General features: G+C 64.6%; 14 protein-coding genes and 1 other RNA gene. 8 read left to right on the top strand and 7 right to left on the bottom strand.

What is annotated here, in order from left to right; translation table 11 throughout:
- The first annotated feature begins 3 nt into the window (after positions 1-3).
- Entirely contained in the window at positions 4-204 is a 201-nt protein-coding gene (locus E1742_RS24390; RefSeq protein WP_134387637.1) for a YbdD/YjiX family protein, read from the top strand.
- Positions 205-297: 93 nt separating this feature from the next.
- Here E1742_RS24390 and E1742_RS24385 read toward each other — a convergent pair whose 3' ends face one another.
- A complete protein-coding gene (locus E1742_RS24385) occupies positions 298-1,266 on the bottom strand; it encodes an IS1595 family transposase (RefSeq protein ID WP_134387636.1) in 969 nt (322 codons plus the stop codon).
- 233 nt (positions 1,267-1,499) lie between these two features.
- Between E1742_RS24385 and E1742_RS24380 the strand changes: the two genes are divergently transcribed.
- From E1742_RS24380 to E1742_RS24365, 4 genes are read left to right on the top strand one after another with little or no spacing between them, the layout of a single operon-like run.
- Positions 1,500-4,388, top strand: a complete 2,889-nt coding sequence (locus E1742_RS24380) for a response regulator (RefSeq protein ID WP_134387635.1) — start codon at positions 1,500-1,502, stop codon at positions 4,386-4,388.
- Positions 4,389-6,569 carry a putative bifunctional diguanylate cyclase/phosphodiesterase gene (locus E1742_RS24375; RefSeq protein ID WP_134387634.1) on the top strand — a complete coding sequence of 727 codons (2,181 nt, stop codon included), beginning with the start codon at positions 4,389-4,391 and terminating at the stop codon, positions 6,567-6,569.
- Entirely contained in the window at positions 6,566-6,811 is a 246-nt protein-coding gene (locus E1742_RS24370; RefSeq protein ID WP_134387633.1) for a hypothetical protein, read from the top strand. The genes E1742_RS24375 and E1742_RS24370 overlap by 4 nt, the downstream gene beginning before the upstream one ends.
- 59 nt (positions 6,812-6,870) lie before the next feature.
- Positions 6,871-7,194 (top strand): hypothetical protein, encoded by a 324-nt coding sequence (locus tag E1742_RS24365; protein WP_134387632.1) that lies wholly within the window; start codon positions 6,871-6,873, stop codon positions 7,192-7,194.
- Here E1742_RS24365 and recR read toward each other — a convergent pair whose 3' ends face one another.
- Genes recR through E1742_RS24345 form a run of 4 tightly spaced genes read right to left on the bottom strand, consistent with a single transcriptional unit; the run spans position 7,195 to position 10,734 of the window.
- Positions 7,195-7,785 carry a recombination mediator RecR gene (gene recR / locus E1742_RS24360; RefSeq protein WP_134387631.1) on the bottom strand — a complete coding sequence of 197 codons (591 nt, stop codon included), beginning with the start codon at positions 7,783-7,785 and terminating at the stop codon, positions 7,195-7,197. It abuts the gene before it with no gap.
- A gap of 1 nt (position 7,786) precedes the next feature.
- A complete protein-coding gene (locus tag E1742_RS24355) occupies positions 7,787-8,077 on the bottom strand; it encodes a YciI family protein (protein WP_134387630.1) in 291 nt (96 codons plus the stop codon).
- An 8-nt stretch (positions 8,078-8,085) separates the two neighbouring features.
- The gene (locus E1742_RS24350) at positions 8,086-8,412 is read right to left on the bottom strand and encodes a YbaB/EbfC family nucleoid-associated protein (RefSeq protein WP_130185511.1); all 327 of its coding nucleotides are present in this window, start codon (positions 8,410-8,412) and stop codon (positions 8,086-8,088) included.
- A gap of 45 nt (positions 8,413-8,457) precedes the next feature.
- The gene (locus tag E1742_RS24345) at positions 8,458-10,734 is read right to left on the bottom strand and encodes a DNA polymerase III subunit gamma/tau (RefSeq protein WP_134387629.1); all 2,277 of its coding nucleotides are present in this window, start codon (positions 10,732-10,734) and stop codon (positions 8,458-8,460) included.
- Positions 10,735-10,837: 103 nt separating this feature from the next.
- On the opposite strand from E1742_RS24345, the gene E1742_RS24340 reads away from it, so the two are divergent.
- The gene (locus E1742_RS24340; protein ID WP_134387628.1) at positions 10,838-11,509 is read left to right on the top strand and encodes a hypothetical protein; all 672 of its coding nucleotides are present in this window, start codon (positions 10,838-10,840) and stop codon (positions 11,507-11,509) included.
- A gap of 186 nt (positions 11,510-11,695) precedes the next feature.
- Here E1742_RS24340 and ffs read toward each other — a convergent pair.
- Together ffs and ubiD are read right to left on the bottom strand one after the other, a co-directional pair.
- An RNA gene (ffs, locus tag E1742_RS24335) (signal recognition particle sRNA small type) lies at positions 11,696-11,794 on the bottom strand.
- A 47-nt stretch (positions 11,795-11,841) separates the two neighbouring features.
- On the bottom strand, positions 11,842-13,326 hold the full coding sequence (ubiD, locus tag E1742_RS24330) for a 4-hydroxy-3-polyprenylbenzoate decarboxylase (protein WP_134387627.1): 1,485 nt from the start codon (positions 13,324-13,326) through the stop codon (positions 11,842-11,844).
- Positions 13,327-13,817: 491 nt separating this feature from the next.
- Between ubiD and E1742_RS24325 the strand changes: the two genes are divergently transcribed.
- On the top strand, positions 13,818-14,741 hold the full coding sequence (locus E1742_RS24325) for a lytic transglycosylase domain-containing protein (RefSeq protein WP_134387626.1): 924 nt from the start codon (positions 13,818-13,820) through the stop codon (positions 14,739-14,741).
- Positions 14,742-15,100: 359 nt separating this feature from the next.
- Positions 15,101-16,300, top strand: coding sequence for an ISL3 family transposase (locus E1742_RS24320; RefSeq protein WP_371860240.1), 1,200 nt, complete (start codon positions 15,101-15,103; stop codon positions 16,298-16,300).
- The last annotated feature ends 21 nt before the right edge of the window (positions 16,301-16,321 follow it).

Raw genomic sequence — 16,321 nt, 5'->3', positions numbered from 1 at the left:
GCGATGTTCGACGAAATCGTCAAGGCGGGCCGCTACCTGGGGCAGAGCATGCGGCTGATGTGCGGCCTGCCGGAGTACGACACGTACGTCGCGCATTGCGAGGCCAACCACCCCGACAAGCCGATCATGACGTACGAGGAATTCTTCCGCGAACGGCAGGAGGCCCGCTACGGCGGCGCCGGCAAGCGGGGCGGCTGCTGCTGAGCGGCCCTTGACCGAGGAACGGCCTGGCCGCGCGAGCGCCCGGGCTGTTTTTTTGGCGCTGTCACCCGGTCACCGTGAACTGTGCCTTCGGCATCAGGTTCCCGCAGGCAATAGGGCTGCTCTCAGGAACTGCTGCGGCGCAGAAATACGTCGGCAGCCCAGCTCATGTAGCCAGCCCAGGTAGTGTGGCAGGTAGCGACTGGCCACACCGTGGAAGCGCAACAGCCAGTTCTTGAAGCGGCTGTGATAGTTGTTCACGTGCTGCACGTGGATGAGATCCGCCACGCGAATGCCACGGCGCAGATTCACCGTCCTGTGCTCAACCTTGGCGTCACGTGCAAATGCCCTGTATGCGGCCGCGCTGTCGGTAACGAGGATCGCACTGGCTGCCAGTACCGGCGGCAAGCAGCCGTGCAGCTGGGCCGCGGTCACTGGACCCCGTCCAGTCACGAAGTCACACGTCGGACCACTTCGGGCCTGGGCAATCACGATACAGTCATGCTCGCTGTTGATGCCGCGTCGGCTGGCCTTGCCGCCACGCCGCCGTGCCGGCCGGGTCAGGTGCCGCGAGCCCTTCTGGGACTCCAGCAGATAGGTTTCGTCGACCTCGACCATCCCGCCCAGGGGCTTCGGCCGGTCATCCTTGGCCATCGCGAGAAAGCGGTGCCGCCAGCGGAAACTGGTGTTGCGATGAATCCCGATGGCATCGGCTGCCGCCCGTACCGTCATCGAATCGAGCATGCACCGCAGGAACGGCAGCCATTTTTCGCGCAGGCGGATGAAGGCGAGCGGTGTATTGGTAAGTGCGTTGAACGACCGGCGGCACTGCCGGCACCGATAGCGCTGCAGCCCGTAGTAGACGCCATGGCGGTACAACGTTGTCCCGTCGCAGTAAGGGCAGGCGCGTGTTTTTGCGCCGCGCTCTTCAATGATGGCGATACAGTCGGCCAGCGACGTGCATTGCGCCAACTCTGCTTTCATCTCTTCGACCTGGCCACCGGACAGCCTGGTAAGCCAGGGAGCGAACAGCGCTTTGCCGGCGATGAATTCCTGCGCGTCCATTTTTCCCTCCGTCGTTATCTACGGAGGTATGACAAATGTCGAGTCAGGAAGTTCCTTCTGACCGGGGCACAGCGCCGTTTTTGGGAGACAGACATCGCTTTTGCAACCAGCCGAAAGCGGATATCAGTCCCCCGAAAAGTAGAGCCAGATCAAAGCGTCGGAAATCCGAACATTTATATTTTTCCGGATGGAATCATTATCGGAAAAAACGGGTTCACCAACCGGCGCCGGCTATGCTCAACTTCGAACGCTCGGGTCTCAGCCAGAAGCTGACGCTCATCTCGGTTCTCTCGACCGGCAGCGCCCTGCTGCTGGTGTTTGCCGCGTTCGCGCTGACGTCGCTGTTCAGCCATACGGACAACCAGGCCAGGCAGCTGACGTCGCTGGCGGACGTCATCGGCGTCAACAGCGTGGCGCCGCTGCTGTTTGCCGACCGCGTCACCGCCGAAGGCGCGCTGGCCGCGCTGGCGGTGCAGGACAACGTCACGCAGGCGGCGCTGTTCGACCGCAACGGCGAACTGTTCGCCAGCTTCCCCGCCCACTTAGGAAAGCCGCCGCCGTCCCTGTCGCCGCAGCGGATGCAGGAGCTGGCCAATGCGCCGGCGGCGGCCGGCGCACTCGTACCGTGGCACCGGTCCATGCGCCTGTACAGGCCAGTACGTGCCGCCGGCCACGTGATCGGTACCGTCATGATCGAGGCGAGCCTGGGCCAGATGTGGCTCGGCATCCTGAAAAGCCTGGGCATCACGACGGTGGCGACGGGCATCTCGTTTGTCGTCGCGCTGGTGCTGGCGGGCCGCTTCAGGGGCAGCATCGCCCAGCCGATCGCTGAACTGATCGCTGCCGCGCGGCGCGTCACCACCAGCCAGACCTACGCGCAGGTGCAGCATGAACGCAGCGACGAACTGGGCACGCTGGTCGACAGCTTCAACGACATGCTGGCCCAGATCGAGCACCGCGACACAAGGCTGGCGCAGTACCGCGACCAGCTCGAGCGCCAGGTGGGCGTGCGTACCGAGCAGCTGGAAAAGGCCAAGAACGCGGCCGAAGCGGCCAGCCAGGCCAAGAGCGCCTTCCTGGCCAACATGAGCCACGAGATCCGCACGCCGATGAACGGCGTGCTGGGCATGACGGAACTGCTGCTGAAAACGCCGATGACGGACCAGCAGCGCCGTTATACGGACATGGTCAAGCGTTCCGGCGAGCACCTGCTCGTCATCATCAACGACATCCTCGACTTTTCGAAAGTCGAGGCGGGCAAGCTGACGGTCGAATACATCCATTTCAATTTCCGCGAGCTGCTGGACGATATCGACAACGTGTTCTCGCCGCAGGCGGAGGCCAAGGGGCTGGCGCTGGAGTTCGCCATTGCGCCAGACATCCCCGTCGCCATCTGCGGCGATCCGAACCGCCTGCGCCAGGTCATCGTCAACCTGCTGGGCAATGCCATCAAGTTTACCGACAAGGGGCGCATCACGGTGCGCGTCCACGTCACCGCCGAGGACGCGCAATCGGTGCGCCTGAAGGTCGAGGTACAGGACACCGGCGTGGGCGTCTCGCGCGAAGCGCGCGGGCGCATCTTCGATTCGTTCTCGCAGGCCGACGGCACCACCACGCGCAAGCATGGCGGCACAGGCCTGGGCCTGGCCATCTCGAAGCAGCTGGTGGAGCTGATGGGTGGCGCCATCGGCGTCGAGAACGCGCTGGCTTCCGGCTCGAGCGACAGCGGCGCCGTGTTCTGGTTTACCGTGCAGTTCGACAAGCGCCGCGTCGATGCGGACGAAGCGTCGTTCAACCAGAAGACCACCAGGGGTCTGCGCGCGCTGATCGTCGACCGCCACGAGGACAGCCGCGCGGCGCTGGAAGCGCTGCTGTCGCGCTGGCACCTGAAGTCGGACAGCGCGGCCGGTGCCGGGGATTGCCTGCGCCTCTTGAAGGCCGGCATCGCCAGCGGCCAGCCGTACGACGTGGCGCTGCTGGACATGGACCTGGCCGGCGTCAGCGGGCTGACCCTGGCGGCCGACATCAAGGCCGATCCGGCACTGGCCGGCGTGCGGCTGCTGCTGCTGTCGACGCAGCGCAATGCGGCCGACACGGTGCAGCGGCGCGAGGCCGGTGTCGCGTTCCAGCTGATCAAGCCGGCGCGCGAGTGCGATCTGTACGACTGCATCGTCACGCCGTTACGCGCCAGCGAAGGCATCCGCCCCGCGTCCCCCCAGGCGCCACCGGCGCACGATCGGCAGCGCGCCAATCCGCGCCGGCGCAACCGTGTGCTGCTGGCCGAGGACAACCCGGTCAACGTGGAGGTGGCGTGCGCGATGCTGGAGAGCCTCGGCCTGGATGTCACGCGCGCCTGCAATGGCGAGGAAGCGGTGGCGGCCGTGCGCGCAGGCCAGTTCGATCTCGTGCTGATGGACTGCATGATGCCCGTGATGGACGGCATGGCGGCCACCGCCGAAATCCGCCGCCACGAGCAGCAGCAAGGCCGCGCGCGCCAGCTGCCGGTCATCGCCATCACGGCCAATGCCTTGCAGGGCGACCGCGAGACCTGCCTGGCCGCGGGGATGGACGACTACCTGTCCAAACCCTTCACGCAGCGCACCCTGGCCGACACGCTGGCGCGCTGGATCGCCCTGCCCCGCGCCGCCACCGTCCACCACGCCGATACGGCGAGACCGCCCAGCCCCGCCGCCCGGCAGCGCGAGGAGGCCTATGCGCCGGCGCCGGCGGTGGTCGGCATCGACGAACAGGTGGCGACGGGCAGCGCCGGCGCAATCAACCGCCGTGCGCTGGATGCGATCCGGGCGCTCAGCGCCGACAAGGGCGAAGCGCTGGTGCGGCGCGTGATCGAGGCGTTTGCCACCGACACGCCAGGCCACCTGCAGACGCTGCATGCGGCGATCGCGGATGCCAACACGGCCGGCATGCGCCGCGCCGCGCACAGCCTGAAATCGGCCAGTGCCAACGTGGGCGCCGACACGCTGGCAGGTTTGTGCAGGGACATGGAACAACTGGGTCGTAACGACACCACTGAGGGCGCCGTCGTGCTCCTGGCCGGCATGGAACGTGAATTCAACGCGGCGCGGCAATCGCTGGGCGCTTTACTCGTCAAGGAGACTTAAATGAGCGTAGTTCGGGCAGCAGTGCGGGCGGAGCCGCCCACTTCCCGCGGCACGGTGCTGGTGGCCGACGACGACCCCGTCATGCGTCTGCTGATGCTGGAGATGCTGGCGCAGGTCGGCCTCGACGGCATCGAGGCGGCGGACGGCGCGGCGGCCGTGGCCTGCTTCGAGCGGACGACGCCGGACCTGGTCCTGCTCGATGTCGAAATGCCGTCGATGGACGGTTTTGCCGTCTGCCGCGCCATCCGCGCCTGCGAACGCGGGCGCAATACGACGGTGCCCATCATCATGGTGACGGGCGGCGATGACCTGGAAGCGGTGACGCAGGCTTACGAGTGCGGCGCCACCGACTTCGTCTCGAAACCCATCAACTGGCCGATCCTGGGCCACCGGGTGCTGTACGTGCTGCGCGCCAGCGACGCAATCGCCCGGCTGCGCATCGCCGACGCGCACAACCGCGCCGTGCTGGCGGCCATCCCGGACACGTTTTTCCGCCTCAGCCCCGACGGCTACTACCTCGACTACGAGCAGGGCTACAATGGAGAACGGCGTGGCGGCCAGTGTGGCGATCAGGCCGTGGCGCCCGCGCAGCAGCCCTGCGTGGGCCGGCACGTGCGCGACGTACTGCCGGACGCCATCGCCACCCGCCTGCTGGAGCAGCTCGACACCGTGCTGCGTACGGGAATGATCCGCTCCGTCGACTACGAGCTGGAGGGCGACGACGCCGTGCAGCACTTCGAGGCGCGCCTCGTCAGCACGGGCGCCGGCGAAGTGCTGGGGCTGGTGCGAGACATCAGCGAACGCAAACGCACGGAAGAGCAGATCCGCCGCCTGGCCTACTGCGACAGCCTGACGGGCATCCCGAACCGGCAGGCGTTCCTGGAGACGCTGGAGCACGAACTGACCCGTTCGCGCCTGGGCGGGCGCAAGTTCGCCATCCTGTTCATGGATCTCGATTCGTTCAAGCGCATCAACGATACGCTGGGCCACGACGTGGGCGACCTGCTGCTGAAGGTCGTATCCGAACGGCTGCATGAAACCATCCGCCCGGGCGACGTGGTGGCGCAGGGCGACATGCCGCAACCGGGCGGCGGTAACCTGGCGCGCCTGGGCGGGGACGAATTCACGATCCTCATTCCCGACCTGGACAACGTACAGGATGCGCTCAATGTGGCGCACCGCGTCAAGGACACGATGCGGCGGCCGTTCCATCTGGACGGGCACGAGATTTTCGTCACCGCCAGCATCGGCATCTCGCTGTACCCCGAGGATGGCGAGGACGGCACGTCGCTGCTGAAGTTCGCCGACACGGCCATGTACCATGCCAAGAACTGCGGCAAGAACAACGCCAAGCTGTACAGCTCCGCGCTGACGACGCAGATCATGAGCTACGTGAAGCTGGAAGTGGGCCTGCGCCGCGCGCTGCAGAACAACGAGCTGTATCTGCAGTACCAGCCGCAGATCGACGTGCGCAGCGCCCAGGTGGTGGGTGTCGAGGCGCTGGTGCGCTGGCGCCACCCGGAGTACGGCATCATTGCGCCCAACGATTTCATCCCGCTGGCCGAAGAGACCGGCCTGATCGTGCCGATCGGCGAATGGGTGCTGCGCACGGCGTGCCTGCAGGCGCGCGCGTGGCACCAGCAGTGCCGCCGCGCCGTGCGCGTGGCGGTGAACCTGTCGGCGCGCCAGTTCAAGGACGAGAACCTGGCGCAGACGGTGCTGTCGGTACTGAACGACACGCAGCTGGACCCGCGCCTGCTGGAGCTGGAGCTTACCGAAGGCACCCTGATGGACGACGCGCTGGCCACGCTGGCCACGCTGGAAGCGCTGCGCGCGATCGGCATCTACCTGTCGATCGACGACTTCGGCACCGGCTACTCGTCGATGAATTACCTGAAGCGCTTCGACGTGCGCGCGCTGAAGATCGACAAGAGCTTCATCAGCGGCCTGCCGCAGGACTCGGAAAACGCGGCGATCACCCGTGCCATCATCGCGATGGCCCATGGCCTGAAAATGGCGGTGGTGGCCGAGGGCGTCGAGACGGAACAGCAGTTGACCTTGCTGGAACAGTACGGCTGCGACATGGCGCAGGGCTACCTCCTGGGCCGGCCCCAGTCGCAGGACGCAATCGCGCAAATGCTGGCCGGACCGCTGCCCGCGATCCTCACGGTGGTACGGTGAGACTGTTCCGCGCTGTCCGGCCCGATGAGCTGGCAGATATCCGGCTGTTTCACCGCTTGCGTAATCCGAACGGCATCGACGTCAAGTATTTCACGTTGAGCGAGGCAGAAGCGGTCTGGTACGCGAGGCAGGCGGTGGCGGCGTTCGGCGATCCACCTTACGCAATCGTTGCGGTGGAAAGTGGAGTAGACTTTACGCCAATGCTGTTCGTCGACCGTGGCGTCAGGGTGGTGGTGCAGTAAAAGCCTGGTGGGACTGCTGCCCTGGGTGGTCAGATCGAATGTCGGCTAAGGAGAATAAGATGCAACCCGATGCCTTGATTACGCTGCGGTTTCTCTCGTCGGAAGAAGGCGGCCGCTTGCAGCCCGCCGGCGGGCGTACCTTCGGCTGCCCGATGATCATCGACGGCGAAGGATACGATTGCCGCCTGCTGCTGGACGGGCTGGTACTACAACCTGGCAAGCTGTACGAGGTTCCCGTGAAATTCCTGCGCCGCGATTATGCCGACGAGCGGCTGCATGTCGGCACGCCCATCACGCTGTGGGAAGGCAAGACCATCGCCAGCGGCACGATCAGCCGGGTCTATCCGGGCCCGCAAGCCGCCAGGCTGGTGCCCCAGGCGTAGTCAGGTACTGCGCCGGTCCAGCATGGCACGGGCAATCGTCCCCGCATCCACGTATTCCAGCTCGCCACCGACCGGCACGCCGCGCGCCAGGCGGCTAACCTGCAGCCCGCGCGCCTTCAGCATTTCGCTGATGTAGTGCGCCGTGGCTTCCCCTTCGTTCGTGAAATTCGTTGCCAGCACCACTTCGGCCACGATGCCGTCGGCCGCGCGTGCCAGCAGCGTTTCCAGGTGAATGTCCTTCGGGCCGATGCCGTCCAGCGGCGACAGGCGGCCCATCAGCACGAAGTACAGGCCCTTGTAGGTCAGGGTCTGCTCGATCATCATCTGGTCCGCCGGCGTCTCGACGACGCACAGCATGCGCCGGTCGCGCGCTTCGTCCGCACACATCTCGCACACTTCCAGCTCGGTGAAGGTATTGCACAAGGCGCAGTGATGCACCGCTTCCACCGCCTGGTACAGGGCGCGCGACAGCATTGCAGCGCCATCGCGGTCATGCTGCAGCAGGTGGAACGCCATGCGCTGGGCCGACTTCGGACCGACACCGGGCAGGCGCCTCAGCGCCTCGGTCAGGAACTCCAGCGACTTCGCCATGTCAGTGCTGGCGGAAGGCGGCGAGGATGTCGGCCGTCATGGTCGGCACGAACTCCGTGATCGCGTAGGTGGCGGCGCCGGCCCGGTGGAACGGATCGAGCTCGACGATCGCCTCGATGTCGGCCCGGCTGTCCGCCTGGGCGATGATGATGCCGCCGGTGCGCGGCACCATGCGGCCCGACATCAGGAACACGCCATTGTCATACTGCTCGCGCAGGAACTCCCGGTGCGCCGCCAGCAGCGCATCGATTTCCTCGGTGGGCTTGCTGTACGTGAGCGTGATGACGAACATGGCGATGCTCAGAACGGCATCTTGAAGCCGGCCGGCAGGTTCATGCCGGACGTCAGGCCGCTCATTTTCTCGGCGGCGGTGGCTTCGGCCTTGCGCACGGCGTCGTTGAAGGCAGCCGCGACCAGGTCTTCCAGCATGTCCTTGTCGTCGGCCAGCAGCGACGGGTCGATCGAGACGCGCTTGACGTCGTTCTTGCAGGTCATGACGACCTTGACGAGGCCGGCGCCGGACTGGCCTTCGACTTCGATGGACGCCAGCGATTCCTGCGCCTTCTTCATATTGTCCTGCATTGCCTGGGCCTGCTTCATCAGGCCAGCCAGCTGGTTCTTCATCATGATGTGGTTCTCCGTATGGATAAAGTCGTTATTTTACCGGGCCGCTCAGTGTGCTGACGATACGGGTGCCACGATGGAGCCGGGCACGACGAACGCGCCGAACTCGCGCACCATGCTTTGCACGAACGGATCGCCGTGTACAGTCTCCTCCGCCTTGCGCTGGCAGGCCTCGCGGTGGACCTGCTGTTCGGCCGTCGTCGTGTACCAGACGGGGCCCAGCTCCGTCTCGACGCGCACGGGGCGGTCGAAACGTTCGGCCAGCGCCGCCGTCAGTTTTTCCACATTGGGCGGCGTGCGCCACGTGTCGATCGGGCAGCGCAGGCGGAACAGCGCCGCATTGCCGTCGATGGTGCAGTCGATCAGTTCGGCCTGCGTGGCCAGTTGCTGCGCCACGCCGCGCAGCGGCAGGTGGGCGGCCAGCAGCGGCCAGTTGCCGTCCCAGTCCAGTTCGGGCACCGGGGTGATCACGTAAGCATACGGCGCCTGCGCGGGCTGCGCCTGGCGCACGGGCGCCGCCTGCGGTGCCGCTGCGGCCTCACCGGCGCGCTCGGCCGGCATGGCGCTGTTCTCGGAGAATTCGGTTACCCAGGGCGGCAGGTCGTCTTCTTCCGCTGCCTGCTGTGCCGGCGCGCGCGGCGCAGCCTGGCGCGGTTGCGTTTGCGTGTGCTGCACGGCCGGCGGCGCTTCCAGCACGGCGGCCTCGCCCATCGTCAGGGCGGCGGGGTCGTCTTCCCATGGGGCGGGACGGCCCGGCGCCCGGGCCTGCGCACCCTGCGGTGCACTGCCGCCCACTTGCGGCGGGGTCGGCGCGGCAGGTGCTGCCACCTGTTCCACTTCCTCGGCCGGGGCCACGCGCATCGGCGGACGGGCGCCCGTGCGCGCGGCGGTGGCGGCGCGCGCCGCCTCCAGCGCGGCATTGATCGCAGCGCGGGCCGGGCTGACCGGGCCTGAGGCGGCGCTGGACGTCGGACGGGATGCCGGCGCGGCGGCGGGCGGCTGGACCGGCCTTGGCTGCGGCTGAGGTGCCTGTTGCAGTGGCGCCTGTTGTACCGGCGGCGCAGCGGTGACGGGGCTGGCGGCGGCCGCCGTCGATGCGGGACGGGCCGGCATCGACAGCGTTGCTGTGGCCTGCCCCCCTGCCGCAGCAGCGGCCGCCCGGGCCGGATTCGGGCCGGCAGGACGCGCCGCTACCGGCGCAACATGCTGGCTTTCGGCGCCACCGACGCCGGGGCGAAAGGCCAGCATGCGCAACAGGGTCATGGAGAAGCCGGCATATTCGTCCGGCGCCAGTCCCAGTTCGTTGCGGCCATGCACGGCGATCTGGTAATACAGCTGCACCTCCTCGGCATCGAACAGGCCGGCCAGACGGACGATATCGGCATATTCCGGCAGGTCTTCCGGCACGGCGGCAGGGACCGTCTGCGCCAGCGCGATACGGTGCAGCAAGGTCCCCAGGTCCTGCAGCGCGCCGTTGTACGACAGCGAGCGGCTGGCCATTTCATCGGCGACGGCCAGCAGGTCGGCGCCATCCGTGTTGGCGAGTGCATCGAGCAGGCGGATCAGGTAGGACTGGTCCAGTGCGCCCAGCATGCCCTGCACCGCTTCCAGCGTGACGGCACCGGCCGCGTAGGCAATGGCCTGGTCGGTCAGCGACAGTGCGTCGCGCATCGAGCCGTGCGCGCCTTGCGCCAGCAGGCGCAGCGCGGGCTGTTCGTACGTGACGTTTTCCTGGCCCAGGATATTTTCCAGGTGTCCCACGATATGCCCCGGCGGCATCTGCTTCAGGTTGAACTGCAGGCAGCGCGACAGCACGGTGACGGGAATCTTCTGGGGGTCCGTCGTCGCGAGGATGAACTTGACGTGTTCCGGCGGCTCTTCCAGCGTCTTGAGCATCGCGTTGAACGCGTGGTTCGTCAGCATGTGCACCTCGTCGATCATATAGACCTTGAAGCGCGCGTTCGACGGCGCGTACACCGCCTGCTCCAGCAGTTGCGCCATTTCGTCGACGCCGCGGTTGGATGCGGCGTCCATCTCTATATAGTCGACGAAACGGCCGCCATCGATGGCGGTGCACGCTTCGCAGACGCCGCACGGCGTGGCGGTGATGCCGCCGTTGCCGTCGGGTCCCGTGCAGTTGAGCGATTTGGCCAGGATGCGCGAGAGCGTGGTCTTGCCCACCCCGCGCGTGCCGGTAAACAGATAGGCGTGGTGCAACCGGCCGGTACCGAGCGCATGCGTCAGGGCACGGACGACGTGCTCCTGGCCGACGAGCGTTTCAAAGTTCCGGGGACGGTATTTGCGGGCGAGGACTTGATAGGACATGACAGGATTTTACCGCAGACGGGGCGACGTGAGGTCAACAACAGGTTTGCCCGGGCCGGCACTGCGCTAGACTGATGGTTTCTTTTTGATAAGGATGGACAAGATGAAGAAACTGTTGCCGCTGCTGCCGCTGGTGCTGACCGCGCTCCATGCCTCCGCCTTCGCCGAGGAACGCGAATGGCTGCCTTATAAAAAGCTGCTGGAGGTGAGCCGTGTCGACAAGTTCCACGCCCTGCCGCCCGCCGAGCGCGACAAGCTGGATATGTCTATCCATCTGCAACCGTCCAGCAAGGAGGTCAGCACGCGCGACGTGGCGCTGACGGTCGTGCATGCGGGCGGGCGCACCCCGTTGCCGATCGACGCGGGCGGCAACCTGCGGCTCACGCCAAACCCTCAGTGGCTGGCCGAGGACGCGAAGATCATGACGAACCAGCCGAAAACGTCGAAAGTGGCCATCTCCCCGGCAATGAATGCCATCGTCCCGCCTGGCACGCAGTGGCCGTACGACGCACTGATGGGCAGCATCCCGCAGGCGAACGCGGCAATCGGCAAGATGGCGGGCGCGCTCAGGATGTTCGCCCCGACGATCCGCTCCGTCATCCTGAGATTCGACCAGCCGGCCCAGGTGACGATCGCAGCGAAGGCCGGTGCGAAGCAGTACGCCACGGACACGAAGCACCAGATCCGCCTGAAGCCCGATGCGGCACTGGCAAGAGAAAACCCACAGATCACGCTGACGGCCCGGCCCCGCGAGGCCGAGCTGGACAGCGAATGATGGCGCGCGCTCCGGCCAGTCGCGCTCCCTGGCGTCCCCCGATGAGAACCGGGGTCTGACCTCGGCCGTCCGCGAGCGTTACCGTAATGATGAGAACTGCGGTCAGAGCCGGCGGGCCTGGCCCTCGCCGTCGACAAAGGTAGCGCAAAACAAAAAAGCTGCCGAAGCAGCTTTTCTGAGAGATGAGGAGGCGAGCCTGATCTGCGGCACTTGCGGTGAACAGCTGTGGCTGCTTCGTTCCCGACCTGACCAGGTTAGCCATGCCGCAATGCGCAGGGGCCCGCCAGACATCATTATAACCGTTCCGCCGGACTCGTGGTACACATCGTGTACTACAGGCCCAGCTGTTGCCAGATGGTGTCCACTTTCGCCTTCACCTCCGGCGTCATCTGGATCGTCGTGCCCCACTCGCGGCTCGTTTCGCCCGGCCATTTATTGGTGGCGTCGATGCCCATCTTGCTGCCCAGGCCGCTGACGGGCGAGGCAAAGTCCAGGTAGTCGATCGGCGTGTGGTCGACCAGGGTCGTATCGCGCGTCGGGTCGACCCGCGTCGTGATGGCCCAGATGACTTCCTTCCAGTCGCGGATATTGACGTCCTCGTCGACGACAACGATGAACTTCGTATACATGAACTGGCGCAGGAAGCTCCACACGCCGAACATCACGCGCTTCGCATGACCGGCATATTGTTTGCGGATCTGCACGACGGCCATCCGGTAGCTGCACCCTTCCGGCGGCAGGTAAAAATCGGTGATCTCACTGAACTGCTTTTGCAGCAGCGGCACGAACACCTCGTTGAGTGCCAGGCCCAGCACGGCAGGCTCGTCCGGCGGCTTGCCCGTGTACGTGGAGTGATAGATGGGGTCGCGCCGCATCGTGATGCGGTCGATCGTGAACACGGGGAACGAGTCCTGCTCGTTGTAATAACCGGTATGGTCGCCGTAGGGCCCTTCCAGCGCGTGTTCGTAGCCGGACGGGTGGTTCTCGTCCGGATAGATATGCCCTTCCAGCACGATCTCGGCCGAAGCGGGCACGCGCAGTTCGCTGCCGATGGCCTTGACCAGCTCGGTGCGGCTGCCGCGCAGCAGACCGGCAAACTGGTATTCCGACAGGCTGTCCGGCACCGGCGTCACTGCGCCCAGGATCGTGGCCGGGTCCGCGCCCAGCGCCACGGCGATCGGATAGGGCTGCCCGGGATTCTTGATGCAGTGTTCGCGGAAATCGAGCGCCCCGCCCCGGTGCGCCAGCCAGCGCATGATGACTTTATTGTGTCCCAGCACCTGCTGGCGGTAGATACCAAGGTTCTGGCGCTTCTTGTTCGGCCCTTTCGTAATGACAAGGCCCCACGTGATCAGCGGCGCCACGTCGCCCGGCCAGCAGTGCTGGATCGGCAGGCGGCCCAGGTCGACGTCGTTGCCTTCCCAGACTATCTCCTGGCACGGCGCGCTGCGCTGCTCCTTCGGCGCCATGTCCCAGACCGCCTTCACCAGCGAGCCCATGTCCATGATGTCCTTGAAGCCCTTGGGCGGCTCGGGCTCTTTCAGCCGCGCCAGCACGTGGCCGATACGGCGCAGTTCGCTGACGTCTTCGGCGCCCATCCCCAGCGCCACGCGGCGCGTCGTACCGAACAGGTTGGCCAGCACCGGGATGTCGTAACCCGTCGGTTTCTGGAACAGCAGAGCCGGTCCGCCGGCCCGCAACACCCGGTCACTGACCTCCGTCATCTCCAAATGTGGTGAAACTGTCATGGAAATCGGCTTTAATTCGCCTATTTCTTGCAACTGGGCAATGAAATCCCTTAAATCAGAATATTTCATACAATTTTTACGTTTTTTTCGCTATGGACGGCCGGCTTGAGGTTATCCGGACAAGTGGTTGATTCTATTGGTTTTTGATCAAACCTGCCCGCACTCTTTAGATTCAGAAGTTATAAAGAATCGATGTGTTAGTATTGACGTGATATAAACTGGCTTCTACAATTCGCTTACTTGAAGAGGACATGGCCAAAATGCCAACTAAATTGTCGCTCATTCATTCACGGAGTCGGGGCTCCACATGACATTTTAAGGAGTGTTTTCGCAGGGCGTCTGCCCTTGGCCTGTTGGCCTCCCCCGAAAAAAGTTGTATTGCGACTGTTTCACACGACTGAATCAGCTCTGGCAAGCAATGATGGCGTTCACCGCGAGCTTCCCCGGCAGCGGCGAGCGATAACAATTTCTGATGCACGGCAATTGCACAGCAACGACGCCGCGTGACGATCTCGCACGCGGCTGGGGCATGCTTTTTACGGACATTGCAGGGAGTTCAAATGATAAATCGCTTTACTGGGCTGGCTCCGGCCGCCCGCCTGCTGGCCATCGGGCCGGCAGCGCGCCTCGGCGCGCAACGTATCACCTTACGTAGTGTCTTCACCACCGCGCAGCACGCGTTGACCATCTTCGGTGTCACCGCCATCGTCACGCTCGCAGTGCTGTATGCGCGTCCGGACCTGGCACGTGCCCTGTCGCAATCGTTCGTGCAGGAACCTGTTGCCACGATGCCTCCCGCCGTCGTCAGCGCCCCGCCGCTGCACGAACTGATGGAAGCGCCGGCCGTCCAGACCGTTGCCGACAACAAGGCACTGTCCGCCGCCGACGAAAAAGCCCTGCTGGGCACCCGCAAGCAGCAGCAATGGGTTACCGACTGGCTGTCCAAGCGCTACCGCGTGGCCGGCGACGCGGCCAATATGCTGGTCTCCACGGCCTATATCACGGCCCGCGAAATCAAGATCGATCCGCTGCTGATCCTGGCCGTCATGGCGATCGAGTCGCGCTTCAACCCGTTCGCGGAAAGCCCGGTCGGCGCGCAGGGCCTGATGCAGGTCATGTCCAAGGTGCACCACGACAAGTTCCAGGAACTGGGCGGCGTCCAGGCGGCCCTGAACCCGGTGGCGAACATCCGTGTCGGCTCGCTGATCCTGAAGGATTACGTGACGCGCGGCGGTTCCGTCGAAGCAGGCCTGAAAAGCTACGTTGGCGCCGGCGCCTTCGAAACGGACGACGGCTACGGCAGCCGCGTGCTGGCCGAATACAACCGCCTGAAACAGGTCTCGGCCGGCAAGAAAGTGCCGACCTTCACGCGACCGGCCGCGCCGGCCGCGCCAGTGACCGTTACGGCCAGCGCCAAGCCCGTGGCGGAACCGGAACCGCCGAAGCCGGAAGCGCCGGTGGAGCCGGAGCTGGCTGGCCTGTAAGCCGAAGCAGCCCCACAAAAGCCACCGCGAGGTGGCTTTTTTTCGTCCACGCAAGGCATCACGACAAAAACAGCAGCCTGTCACCGTTTTTAAAACAGGAGCCTGTCGCCGTTTTTCCCGCCAGGGTCGCGTTGACCGTTGATGAGGGCCGGGTCTGATCCGGCCCTCGGCGACCATTGCCACAAGCCCGAACAAGAAAGCAAAACGTACAGGGCGGGATATAAAAAAAGGTTCTACGCGGAATACGGGGAAAGACGGGCTTGACGATCTAAGCAGGAGGTGGCGGCGGAGGTTTGAAGTTGGTAGATTGATAGTCGCCAAACAAGTCAATCTTTCAAACCACCGCCATGCTCAATGCTATGTCGTCTCTCCCGTTTTGGGAAGGCCATATTGTTCGTTCCGTCGAAGACCTTGAGGACGGGGCCCTGCTGATCATTCTCGATACGTGCCCTGCAAGCGAGCCCCAGTGCGGGGCATGTCGGCGGCCCTGCTCGCTGGTCCATGAGCGGCGCAGACGCAAGGTGCGCGACCGCGACTGCCTGGACAGACGGGTATGGCTTGATTTGCCGATCCGGCGGCTGGACTGCCATCACTGCAATGCCCGCGTCACTGAGCATATCTCGTGGCTTGACCGGCGCGCACGCATCACACATCGTGTTCGCGTGTGGGTTGAGGCCTTGGCGCAGCTACTGCCCATAGCGCATGTGGCTCGGCTGACGGGACTGCACTGGCATACCATCAAGGACATTGATCATCAGCGGCTGCAGCGCTTGCATGGCGACTTCTCGGCGAACGATGTTCGGCGCCTGGTCATGGACGAATTCGCCTTGCACAAGGGCCATCGCTATGCCACCGTCGCACTCGATGCCGAACGCATGAAAGTGCTATGGGTCGGGGAAGGCAACAGCCGGGAAGCAATACGGCCGTTCTTCGAGAAGCTAGGGCCCGAAGGCTGCCAGCGGGTTGAAGCCGTCGCGATGGATATGAATAGCGCTATGGATCTCGAGGTGCGGGCGCAATGCCCGAATGCCGAGGTGGTCTACGACTTGTTTCATGTTGTGACGCGCTTTGGCCGGGAAGTCGTTGATCGAGTCCGGGTCGATCAGGCCAATACGCTGCGGGCAGAGCCTAAGGCCCGACAGGTCATCAAACGCAGTCGCTGGCTTTTGCTGCGTAACCGTGACAACCTCAAAAGTGAACAGGCGATCAAGCTCGAAGAACTGCTTGCTGCCAATAAGCCATTGTCAACGGTCTATCTGCTGAAGACCGAGCTGAAGGAAATCTGGTACGCGCCAACAGTCAGGGAAGGTGCCCGCCGCTGGAAATCCTGGCTGAGGCTTGCCCTGGACAGCCAGATCGCCCCCTTGATCCAATTTGCCAAACGCCTGGCTAAATACCGACGGGGCATCCTCGCTTCAGCCATCTACCCGATGAGTTCATCTACCCTCGAAGGCGTCAACAACCGCATCAAAGTGATCAAGCGTATGGCCTATGGGTTCCGCGACTCCGCGTACTTCTTCCTGAAAATCAAGGACGCGTTCCCCGGTAAAGTGCGATGAACCTAAAAAAAGCCACCGCAA

This window comes from Pseudoduganella plicata, assembly GCF_004421005.1.
Taxonomy (GTDB): Bacteria; Pseudomonadota; Gammaproteobacteria; order Burkholderiales; family Burkholderiaceae_D; genus Rugamonas; species Rugamonas plicata.
This window is presented reverse-complemented; position numbering and strand designations above follow the sequence as displayed.